The organism is Rhodococcoides kyotonense (assembly GCF_900188125.1).
GTDB classification, from domain to species: Bacteria; Actinomycetota; Actinomycetes; order Mycobacteriales; family Mycobacteriaceae; genus Rhodococcoides; species Rhodococcoides kyotonense.
Genome location: NZ_FZOW01000022.1, coordinates 33,854 through 57,037 on the forward strand (window position 1 = coordinate 33,854; position 23,184 = coordinate 57,037).

Below are 23,184 nucleotides of genomic sequence, written 5' to 3' on the forward strand. Positions count from 1 at the left end.
CGGCCGAACAAGGGAGCTTTGGTGACGTCCACCACCTTCATCGCATCGATCGACCAAGGAACCACTTCGAGCAGGTGCATCATCTTCGGGCATGACGGGAAGCCCGTCGGATCGGCCCAGAAGGAGCACCGGCAGATCTTTCCGCGTGCAGGCTGGGTGGAGCACGATGCCGAGGAGATATGGGTCAATGTGCGCGAGGTCGTCGGCGCAGCGCTGGGCAACGCCGACGTCAAGGCGCAGGACATCGCCGCCGTCGGCATCACCAACCAGCGCGAGACCGCGTTGGTGTGGGATCGCAGCACCGGGAAACCGGTGTACAACGCCATCGTGTGGCAGGACACCCGAACCGATCAACTGTGCAAGGAACTGGCAGGCGACCAGGGCGCGGACCGCTACCAGGCCATCACAGGCCTGCCACTGTCCACGTACTTCTCCGGCCCCAAGGTCCGCTGGATCCTCGACAACGTCGACGGTGCACGCGAGCGCGCCGAAGCCGGTGAACTGTGCTTCGGCACGATGGACTCGTGGGTGCTGTGGAACCTGACCGGCGGTACCGACGGCGGCATCCACATCACCGACGTGACGAACGCGTCGCGCACGATGTTGATGGACATCGAGACGCTGCAATGGCGTGAGGACATCTGCGCCGATTTCGGCATTCCGACGTCGATGTTGCCGGAGATCAAGACGTCGTCCGAGGTCTATGCAGAGGTGAGGCGACGGGGTGTTCTTGCCGGAGTGCCCATTTCGGGGATTCTGGGCGATCAGCAGGCCGCGACGTTCGGGCAGGCGTGCCTGTCTCCGGGCGAGGCCAAGAACACGTACGGAACCGGAAACTTCCTGCTGCTCAACACCGGAACGACACCGGTGCGCAGCGAGCACGGACTGCTGACCACCGTGTGCTACAAACTGGGCGACGCCGACACCGTCTACGCACTGGAAGGATCAGTCGCGGTCACCGGCTCGCTCGTGCAGTGGCTCCGCGACAACCTCGGCATCATCCGCGACGCGGCGGACATCGAGGAACTGGCGGGCACCGTCGACGACAACGGAGGTGTCTACTTCGTTCCCGCGTTCTCCGGCCTGTTCGCGCCGCGCTGGCGGCCCGACGCCCGCGGCGTCGTCTCCGGACTGACACGCTTCGCGAACAAGGGACACATCGCGCGAGCTGCTTTGGAGGCCACAGCTTTTCAGACGCGTGAAGTGATCGACGCGATGCGCGCCGACTCGGACGTGGAGCTGACCACCCTCAAGGTCGACGGCGGCATGGTCGTCAACGAGCTGCTCATGCAGTTCCAGTCGGACGTGCTCGGTGTGCCTGTCGTGCGGCCCGAAGTCAACGAGACCACCGCGCTCGGCGCTGCCTACGCCGCGGGTCTGGCCGTCGGCTATTGGAGCGGCGAGGACGACATTCGCGCGAACTGGACTGCCGACAAGACGTGGGAACCCGATCTCGACGCCGACGTACGCGAGGAGATGTACGCCACGTGGAACCGAGCGGTCGAACGTACCTACGACAGCGTGTGAGCCGAATACAGCCGAGAGACAGCGGTTTCCAGCATTGCGGGTGGTGAGCTGGCGAAGCACAACCTCGCCGCTCCCGCATGCTCGGCCGTGTCCGCGAACGCCCGACCGGGCACGAAGGCGACGCCGTTGTCCAGGGCCTTCGGAAGCATCGCGGTGGTATCCGTGCCGTCGTGGAAGGTCAGCCACACGAACATCCCTCCGTCTGCCGGTGAGACCGAAATCCTGTCACCGAACCGGGCATCGAGGGCGCCGCGCAGCGCGTCTGCACGCAGGCCGTACTCGGCCCGCAGACCGTCCACATGCACTTCGAGCCAGGCGTCGTCGGACAGCAAGTTCGCCGTCATCTGCTGCGTCATCGACGAACCGCACAGGTCGGCACCTTGCTTGAGCAGTTCCACGGCGTCGCACACTCTCTTCGGCGCGACCATCCAGCCGACTCGCAGCGCCGGTGCCAGGATCTTCGACGCACTCGACAGCCTGATGACCCGATCCGAGTGCGCTGCGATCGGCTTCGGGGGCGGCGCGTCGAACCAGATTTCGCCGTACGGGTCGTCCTCGAGAATCCAGAAGCCGTATCGGGCGGCCAATTCGGCGAGATGACGGCGCTTGACGTCGGACAGCGTGACACCGCGCGGGTTGTGAAAGTTCGAGACGGTATGGACGAGAGCCGGCCTCAGGCCGTCGCGCAATCGTTGTTCGAGTTCGCCCGTGTTCATACCGTCGTCGGCGATGGGAAGTGCGTGGATTTCTGCACCGGCGATCGAGAACACTTGCAGCGCACCGGTGTACGCCGGCTCGTCGACGACGACAACGGCACCCGGGTCCACCAGGGCCTGCGCCACCAAGGTCAGGGCCTGCTGCGATCCGTGCGTGACGACGACCTCGGCCGGATCGACAGTGCGCCGGAGAGAGGCGGATTCGCGTGCGGCGATGACTTCCCGCAGGCCTCGCCATCCCGGTGTCTCGCCGTATTGAACAGCACTGGATTCGGACAACACGGCGGCTGCTGCTTCCCGAACACGTTGCGCTGGAATGAGTTCCGCGGCAGGGAGCCCGCCCGCGAGACTGATGACGTCCTCGCGCGCAGTAAGAGCGAGCAGGTCACGGATCGCCGAACTCTGCACGGAGTCGAGACGACGGGCCAGCGACGGAATTGTTGCAGTCATGAGAATCTCCCAGCGACGACATACGGATGTGAGAGCTACCCGAGGATCGTCTGGGGCGTGGAGTGAGCCGGATGGTGGTCGGCTCACTCCACTATGACAGAGAAATCCATTCCATGAAACTTCGTTCCCATGATGTGGGAACCGTGGAACGTCAGTCCAAGTCGTCGTGACGCATGAGCTGACGCGCGGCCTCGGTGATCGACCCCGTCAGCGACGGGTACACCGAGAACGTGGCGGCCAGATCGTTCACCGACAGGTTGTTCTGCACGGCCATGGCGATCGGCAGAATCAGTTCCGAAGCCGTCGGCGCGACGACGACACCGCCGATGACCACTCCGGTAGCGGGACGGCAGAAGATCTTGACGAAACCACGCTTGAGGCCGGACATCTTGGCACGCGGGTTGGTGCTGAGCGGCAGCATGACCGTCCGGGCAGGAACCTCGCCCTTGTCGATCGCGGACTGACTGACGCCGACCGACGCGATCTCGGGGCGCGTGAAGACCGCCGACGCGACCGTCTTGAGCTTGATGGGCGTGACGCCTTCTCCCAGTGCGTGATACATCGCGATACGGCCCTGCATCGCAGCGACCGACGCGAGCGGCAGCAGACCGGTGCAGTCACCTGCGGCGTAGATGCCGGACACGGACGTACGCGAAACGCGGTCGACGCGTAGGTAGCCGCCCCGATCGAGTTCGATGCCGACCTTCTCGAGACCGAGGCCCGACGTGTTCGGCACCGACCCGACCGTCATCAGCGCGTGGCTGCCCTCGACGGTACGGCCGTCGGCCAGCGTGACCAGAACACCGGTGTCGGTGCGCTGGACGGACTCGGCGCGCGCGTGCTTGACCAGCGTCACACCGCGCTCGTTGAACGCCTCTTCGAGCACGAGAGCTGCGTCTTCGTCCTCGTGCGGAAGCACGCGGTCGCGGCTCGACACGGCCGTCACCTTGACGCCCATCTCGGTGTACGCCGACACGAACTCGGCACCGGTGACGCCGGAACCGACGACGATCAGATGCTCGGGCAGAGCGTCCAGGTCGTACAGCTGACGCCAGTTCAGGATGCGCTCACCGTCGGGCTCGGCGCCCTTCAGGATGCGCGGACTCGCACCCGTCGAGATCAGCACGACGTCTGCGTTCAGGATGCGCTCGCTGCCGTCGGCGAGCGTCGCGCGCACCTGGTGTGCTGCCATTCCGACCTGACTGTCGATCATTTCGGCGCGTCCGGAGATCAGTTCGACTCCGACCGAGCGCACCCGTGCGGCGATGTCCGCCGACTGAGCCTGAGCGAGGCTCTTCACGCGCTCGTGGATCTGCGGAAGCGCGATGGCTGCCTTCGACGGATCGAGCGCGATGCCGAGATCGGTCGCGCGACGCATCTCCGTCCTGATGCCGGTCGACGCGATGAAGGTCTTCGACGGCACACAGTCCCACAGGACGCAGGCGCCGCCGACCCCTTCCGAATCGACGAGAGTGACAGTTCCCCCGTGTTGCGCTGCCACCAGTGCGGCCTCGTACCCCGCGGGTCCGCCACCGATGATCACGATCCGGGTCATTGAGCCTCTTCCTTGTGGGAGACGATGTCGAGCGTTGGTGCCCCAAACCTATTCCAGTCGACATGCCTTCGCATCGGTAAGGATTACTTCACTTGCTCTCGACCTGCCGAAACGCCACGTTCGGGGCTTCCGACGCATGAACGGACGACCCGACGGTTTAGGCTTGCCGACGTGCCGATCTATGCCGCTTACGGATCCAACATGCATCCGGAGCAGATGTTGCAGCGTTGCCCGCATTCGCCGATCTCGGGAACCGGGTGGCTGCACGGGTGGCGGCTGACGTTCGGCGGAGGCGACATCGGATGGGAAGGCGCTCTGGCCACCGTCGTCGAGGATGCCGATTCGAAGGTCTTCGTCGTGTTGTACGACGTTCCCGTCGAGGACGAGGAGCGCCTCGACCGCTGGGAGGGTTCCGAGCTCGGAATTCACCGCAAGGTTCGCCTGCGTATCGACACCGAGGACGGTCCGGTGCTGGCGTGGCTGTACGTGCTCGACGCTTACGAGGGCGGTCTGCCGTCGGCGCGCTACCTGGGTGTGATGGCCGACGCCGCCGAGATCGCCGGTGCGCCCGCCGACTACGTGCGCGGACTGCGGACCAGGAACAGCCGAAACGTGGGTCCCGGCACTACCTGATGTGCACGGAAATACATAGCGGGCTATGTATCTCCGTGCACATGGGCGAAGCCCCCTACGTCGGATCGAGCGCGATACTCGTCATCACTTTGACTCCGACGGCGAGCGCTCGCTCGTCGAGGTCGAACGTCGGCTGGTGGATATCGAGCTGCGGGCCGTTTCCGGACCACACTCCCAGCCGTGCCATGGCGCCAGGAACTTCCTCCAGATACCACGAGAAGTCTTCTCCCCCACCGGATTGCGCGGTGTCGGCCAACGCTGCGGGCCCGACGCGATGGATCGCCTTCTCGAACACGCGCGTCACGGCTTCGTCGTTGACGACCGGTGGCACGCCGCGTCGGTAATGCAATTCGAACTGAACCCCGGTCGGCGCAAGCAACCCCGTCACGATTTCGCGGACCATGGGTTCGAGCAATGCCCACGTGTCGTGGTCACCGGTGCGCACGGTTCCGGTGAGCATGCCGGTCTGCGGGATCGCGTTGGGCGCCTGACCTGCGACGACCGCGCCCCACACCATGACCGTGCTCGTCCGGGGATCGATGCGACGACTCAGCATGCCCGGCAATCCGGTGATCACCGTGCCGAGTGCGTACACCAGGTCGGTCGTCAGGTGCGGCCGTGACGTGTGCCCTCCCGGCGAGTCCAACCGAAGCTCGACGGTGTCCGCAGCCGACGTGATCGCGCCGACGCGCACTCCCACCTTGCCGACCTCGAGCCGCGGATCGCAGTGCAGCGCGAAGATCTTGCTGACACCGTTCAAAGCACCCGCCGCGACGACGTCCAACGCGCCTCCCGGCATGACCTCCTCGGCCGGCTGGAAGATCAGGCGTACTCCGAACGGCAGGTCGGGCAGCGCGGCCAACGCGAGTGCGGTACCGAGCAGCACCGTCGTATGCGCGTCGTGGCCACAGGCGTGCGAGATACCAGGAACGGTCGACGAGTAAGCGGCACCGGTGAATTCCTGCAACGGCAGTGCATCCATGTCCGCGCGCAGACCGATGCGAGGGCCGTCGGGACCGATGTCGCAGATCAGTCCCGTACCCCCGGGCAACGGCTTCGGCGACAATCCGGCGGCCTCGAGCTGTTCGACGACGAACGCCGTCGTCGCGAATTCCCGATGCGCCAGTTCGGGATTCGCGTGGATGTGGCGTCGCCACTGCGACAGGTCGTCGGCGTGCTCGAGAATCCACTTGTCGACGAGCGCGAAATTCTCGGTCATCGCCGAGCCGCCCGTGAGTCGACGCCACCCAGCAAACGCGCGCGCACGTCGGCGTCCGACGCCGCGCGTACCGTCGTTCGTGCGAGCAAGCGAGCACCATCGAGAACGGCGGCGTCGGCCGACGCGGTGACGCACGCGGCCGCGAACTCCGGTTGATGCGTCACGGCACCACCGGAATCGAGTCCGATGATCGGGTGTATGCCGGGTAGAACATTCGTCACGTTTCCCATGTCCGTACTGCCCAGAGGGCGGAATCCTTCCAACTCGGGTGCCAGCGGTGTGCGGCCGATCGACTCTGCTTCGCGGCGGTAGGCGGCCGAGAGCCACGGATCGGGTGTCAGTTCCGAGTAGGTCGGTGAGACCGTTCGAATCTCGTGCGTGCAGCCGGTCGCGATCGCTCCGGCCTCGAAACATGCATATGCCTTGGACGTGAGCTTCTCGAGCGACTCCGACGTCGTGGCACGCAGGTAGTACAGCAACTCGGCATGACCGGGGACGATGTTCGGCGCGAGGCCGCCGTCGCTGACGATGCCATGCAGTTGCTGCCCGGGCGACAGATGCTGGCGCAGCAGACCGATTGCCACCTGACTCACGGTGACGGCGTCGGCCGCGTTGATTCCCCACTCAGGAGCAGCCGACGCGTGCGCCGCGCGTCCGGTGTACGACACTGCGATGTCCGACAGAGCCAAGGACGTCGCGCCGACGATGTCGAACGGGCCTGGATGGACCATGATCGCCGCGGCGATGCCGTCGAACACTCCTCGTTCGAGCATCAGGACCTTGCCGCCGCCGGTCTCCTCGGCAGGCGTGCCCAGTACACGAATCGTGATACCGAGCTCGTCGGCGACGGGTGCCAGCGCAAGTGCTGCACCGGCGGCAGACGCCGCGATGATGTTGTGCCCGCAGGCATGACCGATCTCCGGCAACGCGTCGTACTCCGCGCAGATCCCGACGACCAGCTCACCAGCGCCGTAGGTGGCGCTGAACGCGGTCGGCATGCCTGCGACACCGGTCTCGATCTCGAAATCGCGCGACCGCAGGAGGTCGATCACCTTGGCGGCACTTCGATGCTCGTCGAACGCCAACTCCGGCTCGGAATGAATCGAGTGCGAGAGCTCTATCAGGTCGCCTGCAGCGCTGTGCACACCTGCATCGGTCTCATCGATCACCGATCCAGTCTGTCACTACTGGCTTCCGAAGCTGAAGTTGCTCTCGTCCGTCGGGGTGTTCAGGGCAGCCAGGACGTCGGAGTGGATGCCGCGCTTGATGCCCGCGAGGTTCGGCCCGCGGGTGCTCGTGACCGCGGCCGCACGGCGAACAGCCTCCGGCAGCACCTGATCCGCGTCGGCGACGGCGTCGGCGATTCCCGCGGCAACGGCGTCGACTCCCCCGTACCGCTTACCGGTGGTCATCGCCTCGATGGCGACCTGCTTCGGCAGTCTGCTCGTGACGAGCGCCGACATACCGACCGTGAACGGCATGTTCAGGTTCACCTCGGGCAGGCAGTAGAAGCCTCGATCACCGCGGACGACACGGAAGTCGTGTGCGGTCGCGAGCATGGCACCTGCACCGAACGCGTGCCCCTGAACGGCCGCGACGGTCGCCATCGGAAATGTCAGCAGACGCGTGTACAGGGTGTGCACGCGGTCGAGGTACGACGTGATCTTGTCGAGGTTCGCGAACACCCAGTCGGTGTCGAGACCGTTGGTGAAGAACTTGCCGGTCGCCGACGTGACCAACGCCGACGGCCCGGTGAACGACTCGACCTCGTCGAGCAGCGCATGCACGGTGTCGATCCAGTCGGGGTGAAAGCGGTTCTCCGTGTCCTCGGTGGAATCCTTCGTACCGAGAAAGAGGACGTGCACGTCGCCGTCGCGTTCGAGATATGGCATGTTCCGGATACTACCTACTCGGCAGTAATATGCGCTGCGCCACTCTCGAACGCCGCAGCCGACAAGGTCGGTGCGATGTCGGACAGCGATGCGGCGCCGTGCAACCACGCCGGGCCGCCCAAGTCGATCTCGCCGGACGCCACCTGCTGCGCCGCCCATGCAGCGACGACGGCAGTCGCCACCGACTGCTCTCGCCCGGTCGCCCACGACGAACGCCCGTCCTGGTCGCGTGCGACGATCGCCCATCGGTCACCACCGGGCATCGACGACGGGGACAGCCGCGCGAGCCACGGCACATGCGTCAGCGTCGCGAGTCCCATCGTCATCAGCCGCGAGTCCAACCGCAGGTACGTCCGCACCGGGACGCCCAACTCGTCGGTCAGCCTGTGCTGGTCCGCGAAATCGGCTCGGTACGACGGAAACCGGCGGTACCCGGACTCGACGGGGAAGTCGATGACCTTCCCTCCAGTGAAATTGGCGACGGCCGCGCCGTCCGGATCGACGAACTTCTTTCCCATCAGCCCGTACGTCCACTCGGTCGCAGCTGCGCCGTGCTTCTCCCCCGCACCGAGGCCGATTGCGACATCGACCGAGGACGACGACGTCGTGAACACATCTCGGGCGAGCATGCCCGACAGTCCGGGAGCGATTCCGACGCCGATCAGCACCGGTCCGCGCACGTGTTCGAGCTTTTCCGTGTACTCGCTCGTCGCGGAGATATCGATGAACGGCACTCCGGTGGCAGCGGCTGTCTCGGCCAGCCGGATGTCCTCGGATCCCGACGCGTTCACCACCACATCCACCCCGCCGAGCGCTGCGGCGAACGATGCGGGCTCGGCGAGATCGAGCGTCACATCTGCTCGCCGAGCATCCCGACCGGCTGCGGCAGCGTCGATCCCCTGGTCGCGAAGACGCCCGACGATGTGCCGTCCGACCGCGCCGTAACCACCGAGTACGAGAACTGTCATGAAACTTTCCTCCCTGGAGTGAAGCACTAGATCATCACGACTCTCTCGCGACGAAGGTCCCCGGGATGGACGTGGACACGTGCGTCGACGTCGGACTCGCGCTGCTCAGCCCCGAGATGTTCACCCTGCTCGTGGACGATCGCGCATGGACACCCGAGAAGTACGAGGGCTGGGTCGTCGAAGGTCTCGCGGCCGCCGCGCGATGCGGCCCTGACGAAAACGATCGCATCTCCTAGGGTTGGGCCCGTGGGAACTACAGACGCGCAGCAGGCAGATCCGACCGTCGACCCGACAGGCGCGGCGTCGGCCGCCGCAGCCGCGATCGCCGACGCGACAGGTGTCGCCGAACATTCGGTCGCCATCGTCCTCGGGTCCGGATGGCAAGCAGCAGCAGAGCCTTTCGGTACGCCGACGGCCACCCTCCGCATGGCAGACCTCCCCGGGTTCGCCGCACCGTCGGCGTCGGGACACTCGGGAACGATCACGTCGGTGAACGTCGGCGGCACGCACACCCTGCTGCTGCAGGGCAGAACACATGCGTACGAAGGGCACGATCTCCGACGCGTCGTCCACCCGGTGCGGACGGCGATAGCCGCGGGCGTGAAGACCGTCGTCCTCACCAACGCGGCAGGCGGGATCCGCGACGGCATGAGCGTCGGGCAGCCGGTGTTGATTTCCGACCACCTCAATCTCACGGCCCGATCTCCGCTGGTGGGCGCAGAATTCGTCGACCTGGTCGACGCATATTCGTCCGACCTTCGTGACCTCGCCCGCGGCATCGATCCGTCGCTCGAGGACGGCGTCTACGCCGGTCTGCCCGGCCCGCACTACGAGACTCCGGCCGAAATTCGCATGCTGCGCACCCTCGGTGCGGACCTGGTCGGCATGTCGACCGTGCACGAGACGATCGCCGCCCGTGCGCTCGGGGCCCGTGTGCTCGGCATCTCCCTCGTCACCAACCTCGCAGCGGGTATGACCGGCGAACACCTGAATCACGCCGAAGTTCTCGCCGCGGGAAAGGCATCCGCGTCGCGCATGGGTGATCTGCTGCATCGACTGGTGACATCCCTGTGAGCGAACTGGCCGCCCAGGTCGCCGCATGGATCGAGGGTGACCCCGACCCGTCGACGCGGGAGGAATTGGCCGACCTGACGGATACCGAACTGGCAGAACGATTCCGCGCTCCCCTGTCGTTCGGTACAGCAGGTCTGCGCGGTGAGGTACGGGCGGGACCGAACGGAATGAACGTTGCAGTCGTCATACGAACGTCCGCCGGAATCGCGTCGTGGCTGCAGAAGAAATGCCTCGGCGGGTCGACCGTCGTCGTCGGTCGCGACGCCAGGCACGGATCCGAAGCGTTTGCCAATGCCGCTGCAGAAACCTTTGCCGCGCAAGGATTCTCGGTCGTGCTTCTCCCGCGACCGCTGCCGACTCCCGTCCTCGCCTTCGCGGTGCGAGCGCGGGGTGCCGATCTCGGAGTACAGATCACGGCGTCGCACAATCCCGCCGCCGACAACGGATACAAAGTCTACCTGCGCGGCGGCGCCCAACTGGTTCCTCCTGCGGACCGCGAGATCGAAGCCGAGATCGCCGCCGTCGGGCCAGCCGTCGACCTACCACGAACTCACGTCACACCGGGTGGATCCGACGTCACAGCTGGGTATCTCGACACACTGCCTGCGCTCGCCCGATCACCGCGCCGCACCATCAGGATCGCGCTGACGCCAATGCACGGGGTCGGCGGAGACCTGGCCCTGACTGCGCTGCGCGGCTTGGGTTTTCGCGATGTGCACGTCGTCGAGAGCCAGTTCGAGCCCGACCCGGAGTTCCCGACCGTCGCCTTTCCCAACCCCGAGGAACCGGGCGCTGCCGACGCGTTGCTGACACTCGCCGCCGACATCGACGCCGACCTCGCGATCGCACTGGACCCGGACGCGGACCGCTGTGCGATCGGCGTGCCCGGTCCGTTGGGATGGCGGATGCTCAGCGGCGACGAGACGGGCGCGCTGCTCGCCGACCATATTCTGAAGACTGCGCCTCCGAATTCGTTGGTCGCCAACACGATCGTGTCGTCGCAGTTGCTGTCGGCCCTCGCACCTGCACGCGGCGCTCGATACGCGCGCACCCTCACCGGCTTCAAGTGGCTCGTACGCGCGGGTGAAGGCCTCGTCTATGCGTACGAGGAAGCGATCGGCCACTGTGTCGATCCTCGGAACGTCACCGACAAGGACGGTATCTCGGCCGCCGTCGTGCTCGCAGATATGACTGCTCAGTGCAAGATCGACGGACGCACTCTGCTCGATCTGCTCGACGACCTCGCCGTCGAATTCGGAGTGCATGCAGGCACGCAGGTGTCGAAGCGAGTGAGCAATCTCGACGACATCGCGTCGATGATGAGGACATTGCGCGCGACGCCTCCGGATTCACTGGCGGGCCGGGACGTCCGCTTCACCGACCTGCTGGAGCAGCGGGGACCGCTGCGTACCGATGCCGTCGAACTGGCCGGGGACGGCATACGCGTCATCGTGCGTCCGTCGGGCACCGAGCCGAAGGTGAAGGCGTACCTCGAAGTCGTTGTGCCCGTTGCCGATCGGGCCGGATTACCCGACGCCCGGGCGGCAGCTGACGCCACGCTCGACGAGCTGCGACAATCCCTCGTGAGTGTTTATGTATAGCCCTCTATACATTTTCGCTCACGAGGGTTAGAAGAGTGCCGACTGCACGGCTTCCAGCGTCGAGTCGTAATCACCGAATCGCACGCGCCGCCCTTTGAGCTCGTGGAGATCCACGACGTACGACTCACCCTCGATCTCGACGACGGCCGTCTGACCGATACACGCCTCGACAGTGAATCCGTGTGTCCCCGAGGTCAGTTCGTTCGGGTACGCGACCCTGTTTCCCGACGCGAGGTCACGGAATCCGGCGACCCGCCACGCCTCGTCGACGACGCGGAAGCTGTCGTCCCCCGGCCCGAGAACGGCGCGGACCTTCTCGGCCAACGCGGCCGTCGCGGACTCCAGACGCGCCGTGTCGACGGGTACTGCGAGCGCAGCCGCCTTCGCCGACGACCGCACCGCCTGACGGACCTGCAGCACCTCGGTGACTTGGTCCTCGAGCACACGGATCACCTTGCCGTCGGCGGCCCAGGCGACGTACTGCGCGCAGATAGCACCCTGCTCGGCCAGACGACCCCACTTCCGCGTGTTCGCCGCGGTACCCACCTTGTGCACACCGTTCGCGAACGTCGCGATGTACAACCAATGTGGTTGCATCACATGCGCTTCGAGGTCGCGAGAGACGAACCCACCCCGATGCACGGTGTGCACGAACCGGAACGGATCCTTCGACTCGCACACCTCGCACTGCGATCCGACCTCGGCCGGCGACTGTGTCGGGCACGGAACGTACTCGGAACCGTTCTTGCCGAACGCGACTCGGCCGGTGCACCACCGTTCGGCACCGAGCGCGGCGAACCCGATTCGCGCACCACGCAATTCCACGTACTCCACGACGCGCGTCCGGGTGTCGACGACGCGTAATCGGGGGTCACCTTCGCTGGCTGGCCAGGTGACCCCGAGAACGAGCGAGGCGTTCAGCGCGGCCCGAACTGACGGTCACCCGCGTCACCGAGACCGGGGACGATGAACGCATCGTCGTTGAGCCCGTCGTCGATGCTCGCCGCGACGAGCCGAACGGGCAGCCCCGAATTCTCGAGTGCCGCGACGCCTTCGGGTGCCGCGACGACACAGATCGCCGTCACTTCGGCAGCGCCGCGTCCCACCAACAGCTCGATCGTGTGCACCATCGAGCCTCCCGTCGCGAGCATCGGGTCGAGGACGTAGACGGGGGTCTGCGACAGGTCGTCGGGCAGCGATTCCATGTAGGGAACCGGCTGGTGCGTCTCTTCGTCACGCGCCATGCCGACGAACCCGACCCGAGACTGAGGGATCAGTCCACTGGCCTTCTCGACCATGCCGAGTCCCGCGCGCAGCACCGGAACGAGCAGCGGTGGGCGTGCCAGACGTGTGCCCTGGGTGACGGCGACGGGTGTCTTGACGTCGAAGGTGTCGATCTGTGCATCGCGTGTGGCCTCGTACACCAGCATGTGGGTGAGCTGGCGGAGAGCGGACCGGAATGTTGCGTTGTCACTGCGTTCGTCACGCATCGTCGTGAGCAGGGCGGCGGCCAGTGGATGTTCGACCACGTGAGTTTCCATAGGAACAAGAGTAAGTGCGGGAACCGATCGAGCCGCACGTGCGTCGAAACCCGTGAAGCCACTTCTACAGGCAGTCCGGGGGAACCGATGGCAGAGATATCAGCGGTAGCAGCCGAGATCCAGGCATATGCGGCGTCTGCAGGTGCTCTGGCCACCGAAGTGGCAGGTGCGGCTGCCGCAGCCACCGCCGCCGGACCGGCTGTCCTCACCCCCGTCTTCGGACTGATCGGAACCGAATTTCTCGGCGCCGCCGTCGGAGTCCACACCGCACACACCGCCGCGATCGCTCGGCTCGCCGATGCCCTCGGCAGCATCGGAGTGGCGACGGCCCGATCAGGCGCCGGCTACGAGCTCACAGACAGTGCCACTGCGGAGACTCTCGCGTGATCGACCTGCTGTCCAAGCCCATCGTCGACCTGCTCGGCGCGTTCGGTTCGGGCCACATCCCCACCGGTGGCCCCGCCGACATCCTTCGTGCGTCGTCCCGCACACTCGATTCGGTACAGCGCATCGGCCAGAGCGCGGTGTCGGACCTCGCGTCGGCGTGGAGCGGGCCCGCCGCTGCCGCCGCCGTCGAACTCGCCGGTGAAGCACACATCAGTGCGACGCGTCTCGCTGACCACGGTGACGACATCGCCGCCATCATCGACCGAGCGTGCGAGAAGGTGGAGGCCGGAGTCGTCGAACTGCAGGCCATCGTGCAGTCGTTCGTCTCGATCGCCCTGTCCGCCGCTCCGATGCTCCTGACACCTCCTGGCCAGACGATGATCATCGCGGCAGCCATCGAGCACCTCGAGAGAGCTCTGGCCGTCGTCGCGCGTGTGCGCGCCGAACTCGCCGTGCACGCGGGCGAGATGACGGCATTGGCGTCGCCGCCGTCTGTTCCCGAACCTGCAGGCCTTGTCACTGCCCCGGCGGCCACTCAGCCTGCACCCGCAGGTGATCCCGGGCAACAGTTCCTGCGGAACTTCGCGCAGTCGGTCTCGGCGCCGTCGCTTCCCGAGACGCACACCTACGCACCGACGTCGCCTGCGGCGGCCGTATCGGACCGCGAGATGTCGACGTTCGCACCGCAGCGAGAGTCTGCTGCCGTGGGCGCTCAGGGCCGCGGCGTCGAAATAGCCCTTCCCGACGGCTCCGTCGCGGTCGCCCCGAACGAGCAGGCTGCCGGCGCGGTGCGCAGCGCGCTGACCCAGCAGGGAGTCCCGTACGTGTGGGGCGGAACCGAACCTGGCCGTGGCCTCGACTGCAGCGGACTGACGCAGTGGGCGTACGGCGAGCAGGGCGTCGAACTGCCCCGTCTCGCACAGGAGCAGGACATCGGCACGCAGGTGAGTCAGGACGACCTGATGCCGGGCGACCTCGCGGTCTGGGACGGTCACGTTGCGATGGTCATCGGAAACGGTCAATTCGTGGAGGCAGGAGATCCCGTGCAGGTCAGTGCAATTCGTACCACCAACAGCGGCATGGGCTTCCAGGGATTCTACAGGCCGACGGCATGACCGCGCAGGACATGACGGCAGTCGCCGCAACCCGAAGCGAGTCGATACGCGTCCGCGCCACCGAACACTGCCACCTCGTCGGCCTGCAGGTCGATCCACGTGAATTGCGGTTCGCCGGTTCCGAATTGGCCGCGACAATCCTGCAGTTGTGCCAGCGCGCTACAGAGTCAGCCAAGGCCCACCGACGCACACTCCTCGCGGACGACGGGGTACCAGCCGATGTCCTCGACCGCCTCGGACTTCCCACGGAGGAGACAGTGGCCGACTCGGAGAACCGCCACATGGCCGACGAGGTCGAACCGACCAGTTGGTTGAGGTCGGTGTGAACGAACCGTTGAACGCCTTGGTTTCTCGCGGACACCGGGCGCTGGACTCGATGTACGACGCGTCGGAGGCGCTTGCCGCGTTGCGTGTCGTGCGGAGATCGACCGACGGCCTCGTCACCGTCGAGGTGGACAGCCACGGCTCGGTCATCGGACTCGAACTGGCCGACGACCTGACGCGTGAATCGGCAGAGCGCCTCACGACGCTCGTCGTGCAGACAGCGACGGCGGCGGCGCGAGACGCCCTCGCCGCACGCGAGGATGTCCTCCGCAGTATGCAGACTTCACTCACAGAGACCTGAGATAGGCTTCCGGCCATGGCTGGCGACATCATTCCGATCGAACTAGGTCTCACCCGCGGCGACTTCGTCACCCTCTGGGCTCCCGAGTGGCGCGAAGGCGACGACGAATGGGAAGCATTCCTCGGGCACGAAGACGATCTGTACGGGTTCGAAGCGGTGGCGCAGCTGGCCGCGTTCATCCGAAACGACACCGACAACGACCTCGTCGACCATCCGTCGTGGACGGTCGTGTCGGCACTCGCAGCCAACGAGCTCGAGCCCGACGATCTGCACCGGTTCGACCTGGTCGGTGTCCCGGAATTGGTCGCGGAAGAACCCGATTCCGATGTTCTCGCCGAACTGGACGCCGCCTTCGAGATGGTGCAGACACTCGGCGATGTCTGCGAACTACCCTCTGTCACATCCTTTTTCGCAGGAAACCCGCACCTCGGCGCTGTCGGGGTCGGCGTCGAGGCATTCCTCGGCAAGGACGGCCAGGCGTTGTGGGATCGCATCGGATCGGCTGTCGCCAAGAGTTGGGACGACGTCGTCGACGCGATCGATTCCGTCGTGAAGACGCCCGACGTCGACGCCGACGCGGTGGAGGTCGCCGAGGCGGAGTTGCTTGCTGCCGCCGAGAACATCGTGGACGTCGACGACGTGTCCGACGACAGCGACGGTGACGACGACAGCGACGACGACAGCGACGACGCAGATAGCGACGAGGACGACGTCGATGTCGACCCCATCGCCGAAGCAGCAGCGGACGACGGGTTCTGGACCACCGTCGGGATCGACCCGATCAGGATCATCACGTCCGACGACACCGTCTACACATTGCGGTGCTACATCGACGACGAGCCGATCTTCCTGGGCCGTGCAGGCAGCATCACCGTCTTCGGTTCGGAACGTTCACTTGCCCGCTACCTCGCGGACGACCACGATCACGAGCTCGCCAAGGTGAGCACGTACGCCGACGTCCAGACGGCCGCCGTCGACGGTTCACTCGAAATCGAGGTCACCGACGAGAACGTCTACGTACTCCCCGGTCTCGCCGACGACCTGTCCGAGGGGCCGACGGCTGTCGACGTGGACCAACTCGACCTGGCCGTCGAATTGTTCACCGACGCAGCCGACTTCGCCGGAGACGAATCCGTGGAGACGGCGTTGGCGACGTCGACGCCGCTCGGCTGGTACGTCTCGTACACCCTCGAACCGGACCCGAACCGTCTCGCACCGAGCGCCCCGTTCCACGCCGAGGCCGAAGCGTGGCGAGCACTCGAGCGTGAGTTCGAGGCCCGCCTCCGCAAGCAGTAGATCTCTACCCGAGCAGCACCGCGTATCCCGGTTTGACGACGTCGTCGATCAGTTCGAGACGCTCGTCGAACGGGATGAACGCGGACTTCATCGCGTTGATCGTGAACCGTTCGAGGTCGCTCCAGCCGTAGCCGAATGTCTGGACCAGCTTGTACATTTCGCGGCTCATCGTCGTATCGCTCATCAGCCGGTTGTCGGTGTTGACGGTGACGCGGAAACGCAACCGGGCGAGCAGGTCGAACGGGTGCTTCTCGAGGCTGTCGACGGCGCCGGTCTGCACGTTGGAACTGGGGCACAGTTCGAGCGGCATCCGCTTGTCTCGGACGTACGCGGCCAGTAGCCCGAGCGTCGGCTCGCCGTCGGAGCCGACGGCGATGTCGTCGACGATGCGGACTCCGTGTCCGAGGCGGTCGGTGCCACAGAACGCGACAGCTTCCTGAATGGACGGCAAACCGAATGCTTCACCCGCGTGAATGGTGAAGTGCGCGTTGGCCGCTCGCATGTATTCGAACGCGTCGAGGTGCCGGCTGGGAGGGAATCCGGCTTCGGCGCCGGCGATGTCGAATCCCACGACGCCTCGGTCACGGAACCGCACGGCGAGCTCGGCGATCTCCCGTGATCTCGCCGCATGGCGCATCGCCGTCAGCAGACATCCGATCCGAATTCGCTTGCCTGCCACCCGTGCTGCGGACTCGCCTGCACGGAAGCCCTCCAGAACATGTTCGACGACCTGATCGAGTGTCAATCCACGTTCGAGGTGCTGCTCCGGAGCGAAGCGCACCTCCGCGTAGACGACACCGTCGGCGGCCAGATCTTCGGCGCACTCGCGGGCGACACGGAACAGACCCTCGGGGGTCTGCATGACCGCGACCGTGTGCGCGAACGTCTCCAGATAGCGCTCGAGCGAACCACTGTCGGCGGCGTTACGGAACCACTGAGCCAGGGCGTCGGCGTCGGTTTCCGGGAGGTCGTCGTAGCCGCATTCCCCCGCGAGTTCCAGCACGGTTCTCGGGCGCAGTCCGCCGTCGAGATGATCGTGCAGAAGCGCTTTCGGGGCGGTGGTGATGGACGGCAGATCGAGCGGCGTCGCGCCGCTGTTCGATGGGGAGACAGGATCGGCGGTACTCATGTTCCGAACGGTATCGCGCCGATCCTCCCCTCGCCGGGTTACTGGTCCCCGACCCGCTCCAGCACGATCGGCGGCACCTCGACCGCACTGTCACCGATCGTCCACGCGCCTGCGACGGCCTCGGCCGCGTATGCGAATTTCTCGGGAGTGTCGGTGTACAACGTCGCGACCGGTTGACCGGCCGTCACACGGTCACCGGGCTTGGCGTGCAACCGAACACCGGCAGCAGCCTGCACCGCCTCACCCTGACGCTCGCGGCCCGCGCCGAGTCGCCACGCGGCCACGCCGACTTTCATCGCGTCGAGTTCGGTCACAACACCGTCACGATCGGCCGTGACCGTCTGCGATTCCTTCGCCACCGGCAACGCAGCGCCCGGATCGCCGCCCTGAGCCTCGACCATCGCACGCCACCGGTCCATCGCCGTACCGTCGGCGAGCGTGTCCGCGGGGTCGACGCCTTCGATTCCTGCCGCGACGAGCATCGTCCGCGCGAGTGTCACCGTCAGCTCCACGACGTCCGCAGGCCCTCCGCCTGCGAGGACTTCGAGCGACTCCTCCACCTCGAGCGCGTTGCCCGCGGTGAAACCGAGCGGAGCGTCCATCGTCGTCAGCAGCGCGACCGTCCGCACACCTGCGTCGGTTCCGAGATCGACCATCGCCGAGGCCAGCTCACGGGCGTCGTCGATGTTCTTCATGAACGCGCCTGCACCGAGCTTGACGTCGAGTACCAGCGCGCCCGTTCCCTCGGCGATCTTCTTGCTCATGATGGAACTGGCGATCAGCGGAATCGACTCGACAGTGCCCGTGACGTCGCGCAACGCGTACAACCGCTTGTCCGCGGGTGCCAGATTCGCGCCGGCAGCACACACCACGGCACCGACGGCGGGATCGGCCAGAATCGAGTGGATCTCCTCCGAGCTCAGATCTGCACGCCAACCGGGGATGGATTCGAGTTTGTCCAGGGTGCCGCCGGTGTGGCCGAGACCCCGACCCGACAGCTGCGGAACGGCCGCGCCACACGCAGCCACGATCGGCGCCAGAGGCAGCGTGATCTTGTCACCTACACCACCGGTGGAATGTTTGTCCACGGTCGGCCTGGCCAGCGACGAGAAGTCCATGCGGGTACCCGAGAAGATCATCGCCGACGTCCATGCGCTCAGCTCGGCCCGCGACATCCCTCGCCACAGAATGGCCATGGCCAGCGCGGACATCTGCTCGTCGGCGACGATGCCCGTGGTGAAGCCGTCGATCACCCAGTCGATCTGCTCGGTCGTCAGCTCGTGGCCGTCGCGCTTTGCGGCGATGATGGATACGGCGTCAGACATCGCTGTTCACCCGGCCCGTCTCCAGGTCGTCGGGGCCGAAGGCCGAGGGAAGCAGCTCGGACAGTCGAGTCGGTCCGGAGTCGGTGTCCACGAGCAGATCACCGCCGCCGAACTCGAGCAGCAACTGCCTGCATCGCCCACACGGCATCAACCGCTGTCCGCGGCTGTCGCAACACGTGAAAGCAACGAGCCGGCCACCGCCGGTGGAATGGAGGTTGGACACGAGACCGCACTCGGCGCACAGGCCCAAACCATATGAGACATTTTCCACATTGCATCCCGTGACAATTCGATCATCGTCGACCAACGCGGCCGCACCCACCGGATAGTTCGAGTAGGGCGCATAGGCTTGCCTCATAACGCGATGAGCATTGTCTCGCAACGTTTTCCAGTCGATTTCGGGCATACGCACCATCCAATCACGGCTTCGAGGACTGTGCACCACACTCGACTGAACCGATCACGAAGAATTGGAAAGGCAAACCTAAGTCGTATTTCGATCGCGGTACGAATCTCGAGTCGAATTAGTTCCGGCTTTCCGTTGGGTTTAGAGTTCAAAGACGGCGGCTCTTTGAATACCGGTGGAGCCGGAGTTCGACAAATCGAGCCAGGAACAGCCCGGCTACCAGGCTCGACGCGTCCACCAATGACGTTGGAGGCTTTGCACTCGATGAGTAGCACGACGGAAGTCGCTCCGGCCAAGGAGCGTAAGCGGTCGTTGTACCGCGGAGATCCGGGAATGTGGTCCTGGGTACTTCACCGAATCACTGGCGTGTTGACGTTCTTCTTCCTGTTCGTCCACGTTCTGGACACCGCCATGGTGCGTGTCAATCCCGAGACCTACGACGCGATCATCGACACCTACAAGACGCCGCTCGTCGGCCTCATGGAGATCGGCCTCGTCGCAGCTGTTCTGTACCACGCACTCAACGGCATCCGCGTCATGCTGGTCGACTTCTGGTCGCAGGGACCGAAGTACCAGAAGCTGATGCTGTGGGTCATCGCCGCGATCTGGATCGTGGTCATGATTCCGGGAGCGGGCCGAATCTTCTACAACATGTTCACAGCGAGCGGGCACTGATGGCAACGACACACGGATCCGAGGCCAAGTCCCTCGGCAAGACCTACGACCGTCCGGCCAGCCTGGACAACCCTCGTTCGCCGCGACGCAAGTCGCGCGGCAACTTCGAGTTGTACGCCTGGCTGTTCATGCGCTTCTCCGGACTGGCTCTCGTCGTCCTCGTCCTGGGCCACATGTTCATCATGCTGATGCTCGACGACGGCGTGCACCGCATCAACTTCGCGTTCGTCGCCGGACGCTGGTCGAGCCCGTTCTGGCAGTTCTGGGATCTGACGATGCTGTGGCTGGCTCAACTGCACGGCGGCAACGGCCTGCGGACGATCATCGCGGACTACTCGCGCAAGGACTCGACCCGATTCTGGCTGACGACACTGCTCGTCCTGTCGATGATTCTCATCATGGGCCTGGGCACGTACGTCATCTTCACCTTCGATCCGAACATTTCGGCGAGCTAAGGGAACTGAAGCATTCATGCAGGAACATCGTTATGACGTGCTCATCGTCGGCGCAGGTGGCGCCGGCATGCGCGCCGCCATCGAAGCCGGGCCCAAGGCCCGCACGGCGGTACTGACCAAGCTCTACCCGACGCGTTCGCACACCGGTGCGGCACAGGGCGGCATGTGCGCAGCACTCGCCAACGTGGAGGAAGACAACTGGGAGTGGCACACGTTCGACACCGTCAAGGGCGGCGACTACCTCGCCGACCAGGATGCGGTCGAGATCATGGCCAAGGAAGCCATCGACGCCGTTCTCGACCTCGAGAAGATGGGCCTTCCGTTCAACCGGACGCCCGAAGGCAAGATCGACCAGCGCCGCTTCGGTGGGCACACGCGTGATCACGGCAAGGCGCCCGTTCGCCGTGCGTGTTACGCCGCCGACCGCACCGGCCACATGATCCTGCAGACGCTCTACCAGAACTGCGTCAAGCACGACGTCGAGTTCTACAACGAGTTCTACGCACTCGATCTCTGCCTTACCGAGACCGACAACGGCCCCGTCGCGACCGGCATCGTCGCCTACGAGCTCGCGACCGGCGAACTGCACGTCTTCCACGCCAAGTCGATCGTCTTCGCGACCGGCGGCTCGGGACGCATGTACAAGACGACGTCCAATGCGCACACCCTCACCGGTGACGGCATGGGCATCGTGTTCCGCAAGGGACTTCCCTTGGAGGACATGGAGTTCCACCAGTTCCACCCGACAGGCCTCGCGGGCCTGGGCATCCTCATCTCCGAGGCGGTCCGTGGCGAGGGCGGTATCCTCCGCAACGAGTCCGGTGAACGCTTCATGGAGCGCTACGCCCCCACCATCAAGGATCTCGCGCCTCGCGACATCGTCGCGCGTTCGATGGTCCTCGAGGTACTGGAGGGACGCGGCGGCGGTCCGAACAAGGACTACGTCTACATCGACGTGACGCACATCCCCGAGGAAGTTCTCGACGAGAAGCTCCCGGACATCATGGAGTTCTCCCGTACGTACCTCGGTGTCGACCCGGTCAAGGAACCGGTGCCCGTCTACCCGACGTGCCACTACGTCATGGGCGGCATCCCCACCAAGATCAACGGTGAGGTCCTGCGCAACAACGACGACATCGTCCCCGGCCTGTACGCCGCAGGCGAGTGCGCATGCGTCTCGGTGCACGGCGCCAACCGTCTCGGCACCAACTCGCTGCTCGACATCAACGTCTTCGGACGTCGCTCGGGCATCGCGGCAGCCAAGTACGCCAACTCGGTCGACTTCACCCCGCTCCCCGAGGAGCCGGCGAAGATGGTCGAGGAGTGGCTCGCACTCGTCCTGTCCGATCACGGACACGAGCGCGTCGCCGACATCCGCACCGAGCTGCAGCAGTCGATGGACAACAACGCGTCGGTGTTCCGCACCGAGGAGCGCCTCGAAACCGCACTGAAGGACGTTCGCGCCCTCAAGGAGCGGTACAACCACATCACCGTGCAGGACAAGGGAACTCGCTACAACAGCGACCTCCTCGAAGCCGTCGAACTCGGCTTCCTGCTCGAGATGGCCGAGGTCACCGTCGTCGGAGCACTCAACCGGAAGGAATCGCGCGGCGGCCACGCACGCGAGGACTACCCGAACCGCAACGACGCCGAGTACATGAAGCACACCATGGCCTACAAGGAAGGCACTGGCCTGCTCACCGACATCCGTCTGGACTACAAGCCGGTAATCCAGACCCGTTACGAGCCGATGGAGCGGAAGTACTGACATGAGCGCCCCCACTCTCGACAAGCCGAACCAGGCCTCCGAGCCGCCCGTGCCCAACGGCGCGGTCATGGTGACCCTCAAGATCGCCCGCTTCAACCCCGAGGACGGCGACGGCCAGCGCTGGGACACCTTCCAGGTCCCGACCCTTCCGACGGACCGTCTGCTCAACCTGCTGCTGTACGTGAAGGGCTACCTCGACGGCACCCTCACGTTCCGCCGCTCGTGTGCACACGGGGTCTGCGGCTCGGACGCGATGCGCATCAACGGCGTCAACCGTCTCGCCTGCAAGGTGCTGATGCGCGACATGCTGCCGAAGGACTCCTCGAAGACGCTGACCATCACGATCGAGCCCATCAAGGGTCTCCCGGTCGAGAAGGACCTCATCGTCGACATGGAGCCGTTCTTCGACGCGTTCCGCGCCGTCAAGCCCTTCCTGATCGCCAGCGGCAACGAGCCGACGCGTGAGCGGATCCAGAGCCAGGCCGACCGTGCCCGGTTCGACGACACGACCAAGTGCATCCTCTGCGCATGCTGCACCACCTCGTGCCCCGTGTTCTGGAGCGACGGCAGCTACTTCGGACCGGCTGCGATCGTCAACGCACACCGCTTCATCTTCGACAGCCGCGACGAGGGTGCGTCCGAGCGTCTCGACATCCTCAACGACGTCGAAGGTGTGTGGCGCTGCCGCACGACGTTCAACTGCACCGACGCGTGCCCCCGTGGCATCCAGGTGACCAAGGCGATCCAAGAGGTCAAGCGCGCGTTGCTGTTCGCTCGCTAGGTCTTTCACCATTACCGCTTGAATGGCGCTTTCATACGATCTGATC

25 protein-coding genes are annotated in these 23,184 nt (G+C 65.4%); 14 read left to right on the plus strand and 11 right to left on the minus strand.

The features are described from left to right. The first annotated feature begins 21 nt into the window (after nucleotides 1-21). Entirely contained in the window at nucleotides 22-1,527 is a 1,506-nt protein-coding gene (gene glpK, locus CHB96_RS25775) for a glycerol kinase GlpK (RefSeq protein WP_089251701.1), read from the plus strand. Here the strand turns inward: glpK and CHB96_RS25780 are convergent. Both CHB96_RS25780 and CHB96_RS25785 read right to left on the minus strand, forming a co-directional pair. Then, nucleotides 1,512-2,693, minus strand: coding sequence for an aminotransferase-like domain-containing protein (locus CHB96_RS25780; protein WP_089251703.1), 1,182 nt, complete (start codon nucleotides 2,691-2,693; stop codon nucleotides 1,512-1,514). The two genes, glpK and CHB96_RS25780, sit on opposite strands and share 16 nt — an antisense overlap. A 151-nt stretch (nucleotides 2,694-2,844) precedes the next feature. Continuing rightward, nucleotides 2,845-4,248, minus strand: a complete 1,404-nt coding sequence (locus CHB96_RS25785) for an NAD(P)H-quinone dehydrogenase (protein ID WP_089251705.1) — start codon at nucleotides 4,246-4,248, stop codon at nucleotides 2,845-2,847. 171 nt (nucleotides 4,249-4,419) lie between these two features. Here CHB96_RS25785 and CHB96_RS25790 point away from each other — a divergent pair, with 171 nt between their 5' ends. Continuing rightward, the gene (locus CHB96_RS25790; protein WP_089251707.1) at nucleotides 4,420-4,881 is read left to right on the plus strand and encodes a gamma-glutamylcyclotransferase family protein; all 462 of its coding nucleotides are present in this window, start codon (nucleotides 4,420-4,422) and stop codon (nucleotides 4,879-4,881) included. A gap of 55 nt (nucleotides 4,882-4,936) precedes the next feature. Here the strand turns inward: CHB96_RS25790 and CHB96_RS25795 are convergent, their stop codons facing one another. From CHB96_RS25795 to CHB96_RS25810, 4 genes are read right to left on the minus strand one after another with little or no spacing between them, the layout of a single operon-like run. Further along, nucleotides 4,937-6,100 carry a M20 family metallopeptidase gene (locus CHB96_RS25795; RefSeq protein WP_089251709.1) on the minus strand — a complete coding sequence of 388 codons (1,164 nt, stop codon included), beginning with the start codon at nucleotides 6,098-6,100 and terminating at the stop codon, nucleotides 4,937-4,939. After that, nucleotides 6,097-7,269 carry a M20 family metallopeptidase gene (locus CHB96_RS25800; RefSeq protein WP_089251711.1) on the minus strand — a complete coding sequence of 391 codons (1,173 nt, stop codon included), beginning with the start codon at nucleotides 7,267-7,269 and terminating at the stop codon, nucleotides 6,097-6,099. Before CHB96_RS25800 ends, CHB96_RS25795 begins: the two co-directional genes overlap by 4 nt. Nucleotides 7,270-7,284: 15 nt before the next feature. Further along, nucleotides 7,285-7,992: an enoyl-CoA hydratase-related protein gene (locus CHB96_RS25805; protein ID WP_089251713.1), complete on the minus strand. Its 708-nt coding sequence runs from the start codon at nucleotides 7,990-7,992 to the stop codon at nucleotides 7,285-7,287. Nucleotides 7,993-8,006: 14 nt separating this feature from the next. After that, a complete protein-coding gene (locus tag CHB96_RS25810) occupies nucleotides 8,007-8,960 on the minus strand; it encodes an NAD-dependent epimerase/dehydratase family protein (protein WP_089251715.1) in 954 nt (317 codons plus the stop codon). A gap of 65 nt (nucleotides 8,961-9,025) precedes the next feature. Between CHB96_RS25810 and CHB96_RS25815 the strand changes: the two genes are divergently transcribed. From CHB96_RS25815 to CHB96_RS25825, 3 genes are read left to right on the plus strand one after another with little or no spacing between them, the layout of a single operon-like run. Beyond that, entirely contained in the window at nucleotides 9,026-9,196 is a 171-nt protein-coding gene (locus CHB96_RS25815) for a hypothetical protein (protein WP_176444504.1), read from the plus strand. 10 nt (nucleotides 9,197-9,206) lie between these two features. After that, on the plus strand, nucleotides 9,207-10,034 hold the full coding sequence (locus CHB96_RS25820; protein ID WP_089251717.1) for a purine-nucleoside phosphorylase: 828 nt from the start codon (nucleotides 9,207-9,209) through the stop codon (nucleotides 10,032-10,034). Further along, nucleotides 10,031-11,635 carry a phospho-sugar mutase gene (locus tag CHB96_RS25825; RefSeq protein ID WP_371829055.1) on the plus strand — a complete coding sequence of 535 codons (1,605 nt, stop codon included), beginning with the start codon at nucleotides 10,031-10,033 and terminating at the stop codon, nucleotides 11,633-11,635. Before CHB96_RS25820 ends, CHB96_RS25825 begins: the two co-directional genes overlap by 4 nt. 27 nt (nucleotides 11,636-11,662) lie before the next feature. Here the strand turns inward: CHB96_RS25825 and CHB96_RS25830 are convergent, their stop codons facing one another. Both CHB96_RS25830 and upp read right to left on the minus strand, forming a co-directional pair. Further along, a complete protein-coding gene (locus CHB96_RS25830) occupies nucleotides 11,663-12,469 on the minus strand; it encodes a DUF2797 domain-containing protein (protein WP_245866192.1) in 807 nt (268 codons plus the stop codon). 83 nt (nucleotides 12,470-12,552) lie between these two features. After that, entirely contained in the window at nucleotides 12,553-13,176 is a 624-nt protein-coding gene (upp, locus tag CHB96_RS25835; protein ID WP_089251719.1) for a uracil phosphoribosyltransferase, read from the minus strand. An 87-nt stretch (nucleotides 13,177-13,263) separates the two neighbouring features. Here upp and CHB96_RS25840 point away from each other — a divergent pair, with 87 nt between their 5' ends. The 5 genes from CHB96_RS25840 to CHB96_RS25860 are packed head-to-tail and all read left to right on the plus strand — an operon-like array spanning nucleotide 13,264 to nucleotide 16,599. Continuing rightward, entirely contained in the window at nucleotides 13,264-13,563 is a 300-nt protein-coding gene (locus CHB96_RS25840; RefSeq protein WP_245866194.1) for a type VII secretion target, read from the plus strand. Beyond that, nucleotides 13,560-14,678 (plus strand): C40 family peptidase, encoded by a 1,119-nt coding sequence (locus tag CHB96_RS25845; RefSeq protein WP_089251721.1) that lies wholly within the window; start codon nucleotides 13,560-13,562, stop codon nucleotides 14,676-14,678. Before CHB96_RS25840 ends, CHB96_RS25845 begins: the two co-directional genes overlap by 4 nt. Further along, nucleotides 14,675-15,004: a hypothetical protein gene (locus tag CHB96_RS25850; protein ID WP_089251723.1), complete on the plus strand. Its 330-nt coding sequence runs from the start codon at nucleotides 14,675-14,677 to the stop codon at nucleotides 15,002-15,004. Before CHB96_RS25845 ends, CHB96_RS25850 begins: the two co-directional genes overlap by 4 nt. Continuing rightward, nucleotides 15,001-15,303, plus strand: coding sequence for a YbaB/EbfC family nucleoid-associated protein (locus CHB96_RS25855; protein ID WP_245866196.1), 303 nt, complete (start codon nucleotides 15,001-15,003; stop codon nucleotides 15,301-15,303). Before CHB96_RS25850 ends, CHB96_RS25855 begins: the two co-directional genes overlap by 4 nt. Nucleotides 15,304-15,318: 15 nt before the next feature. Further along, nucleotides 15,319-16,599 (plus strand): SatS C-terminal domain-containing protein, encoded by a 1,281-nt coding sequence (locus CHB96_RS25860; RefSeq protein ID WP_089251725.1) that lies wholly within the window; start codon nucleotides 15,319-15,321, stop codon nucleotides 16,597-16,599. A gap of 4 nt (nucleotides 16,600-16,603) precedes the next feature. Here CHB96_RS25860 and CHB96_RS25865 read toward each other — a convergent pair whose 3' ends face one another. Genes CHB96_RS25865 through CHB96_RS25875 form a run of 3 tightly spaced genes read right to left on the minus strand, consistent with a single transcriptional unit; the run spans nucleotide 16,604 to nucleotide 19,459 of the window. Further along, entirely contained in the window at nucleotides 16,604-17,728 is a 1,125-nt protein-coding gene (locus tag CHB96_RS25865) for an adenosine deaminase (protein ID WP_089251727.1), read from the minus strand. Between the two features lie 38 nt (nucleotides 17,729-17,766). Beyond that, a complete protein-coding gene (locus CHB96_RS25870) occupies nucleotides 17,767-19,053 on the minus strand; it encodes a thymidine phosphorylase (protein WP_089251729.1) in 1,287 nt (428 codons plus the stop codon). Further along, nucleotides 19,046-19,459, minus strand: a complete 414-nt coding sequence (locus tag CHB96_RS25875) for a cytidine deaminase (RefSeq protein ID WP_089251783.1) — start codon at nucleotides 19,457-19,459, stop codon at nucleotides 19,046-19,048. The genes CHB96_RS25870 and CHB96_RS25875 overlap by 8 nt, the downstream gene beginning before the upstream one ends. 264 nt (nucleotides 19,460-19,723) lie before the next feature. On the opposite strand from CHB96_RS25875, the gene sdhC reads away from it, so the two are divergent. From sdhC to CHB96_RS25895, 4 genes are read left to right on the plus strand one after another with little or no spacing between them, the layout of a single operon-like run. Beyond that, complete coding sequence (sdhC, locus tag CHB96_RS25880) at nucleotides 19,724-20,134, plus strand: succinate dehydrogenase, cytochrome b556 subunit (protein ID WP_217899992.1); 411 nt, start codon at nucleotides 19,724-19,726, stop codon at nucleotides 20,132-20,134. After that, a complete protein-coding gene (locus tag CHB96_RS25885) occupies nucleotides 20,134-20,589 on the plus strand; it encodes a succinate dehydrogenase hydrophobic membrane anchor subunit (protein WP_089251733.1) in 456 nt (151 codons plus the stop codon). The genes sdhC and CHB96_RS25885 overlap by 1 nt, the downstream gene beginning before the upstream one ends. Nucleotides 20,590-20,605: 16 nt before the next feature. After that, nucleotides 20,606-22,357: a succinate dehydrogenase flavoprotein subunit gene (gene sdhA / locus CHB96_RS25890; RefSeq protein WP_089251735.1), complete on the plus strand. Its 1,752-nt coding sequence runs from the start codon at nucleotides 20,606-20,608 to the stop codon at nucleotides 22,355-22,357. A gap of 1 nt (nucleotide 22,358) precedes the next feature. Beyond that, the gene (locus CHB96_RS25895; RefSeq protein ID WP_089251737.1) at nucleotides 22,359-23,138 is read left to right on the plus strand and encodes a succinate dehydrogenase iron-sulfur subunit; all 780 of its coding nucleotides are present in this window, start codon (nucleotides 22,359-22,361) and stop codon (nucleotides 23,136-23,138) included. Nucleotides 23,139-23,184: the final 46 nt, after the last annotated feature.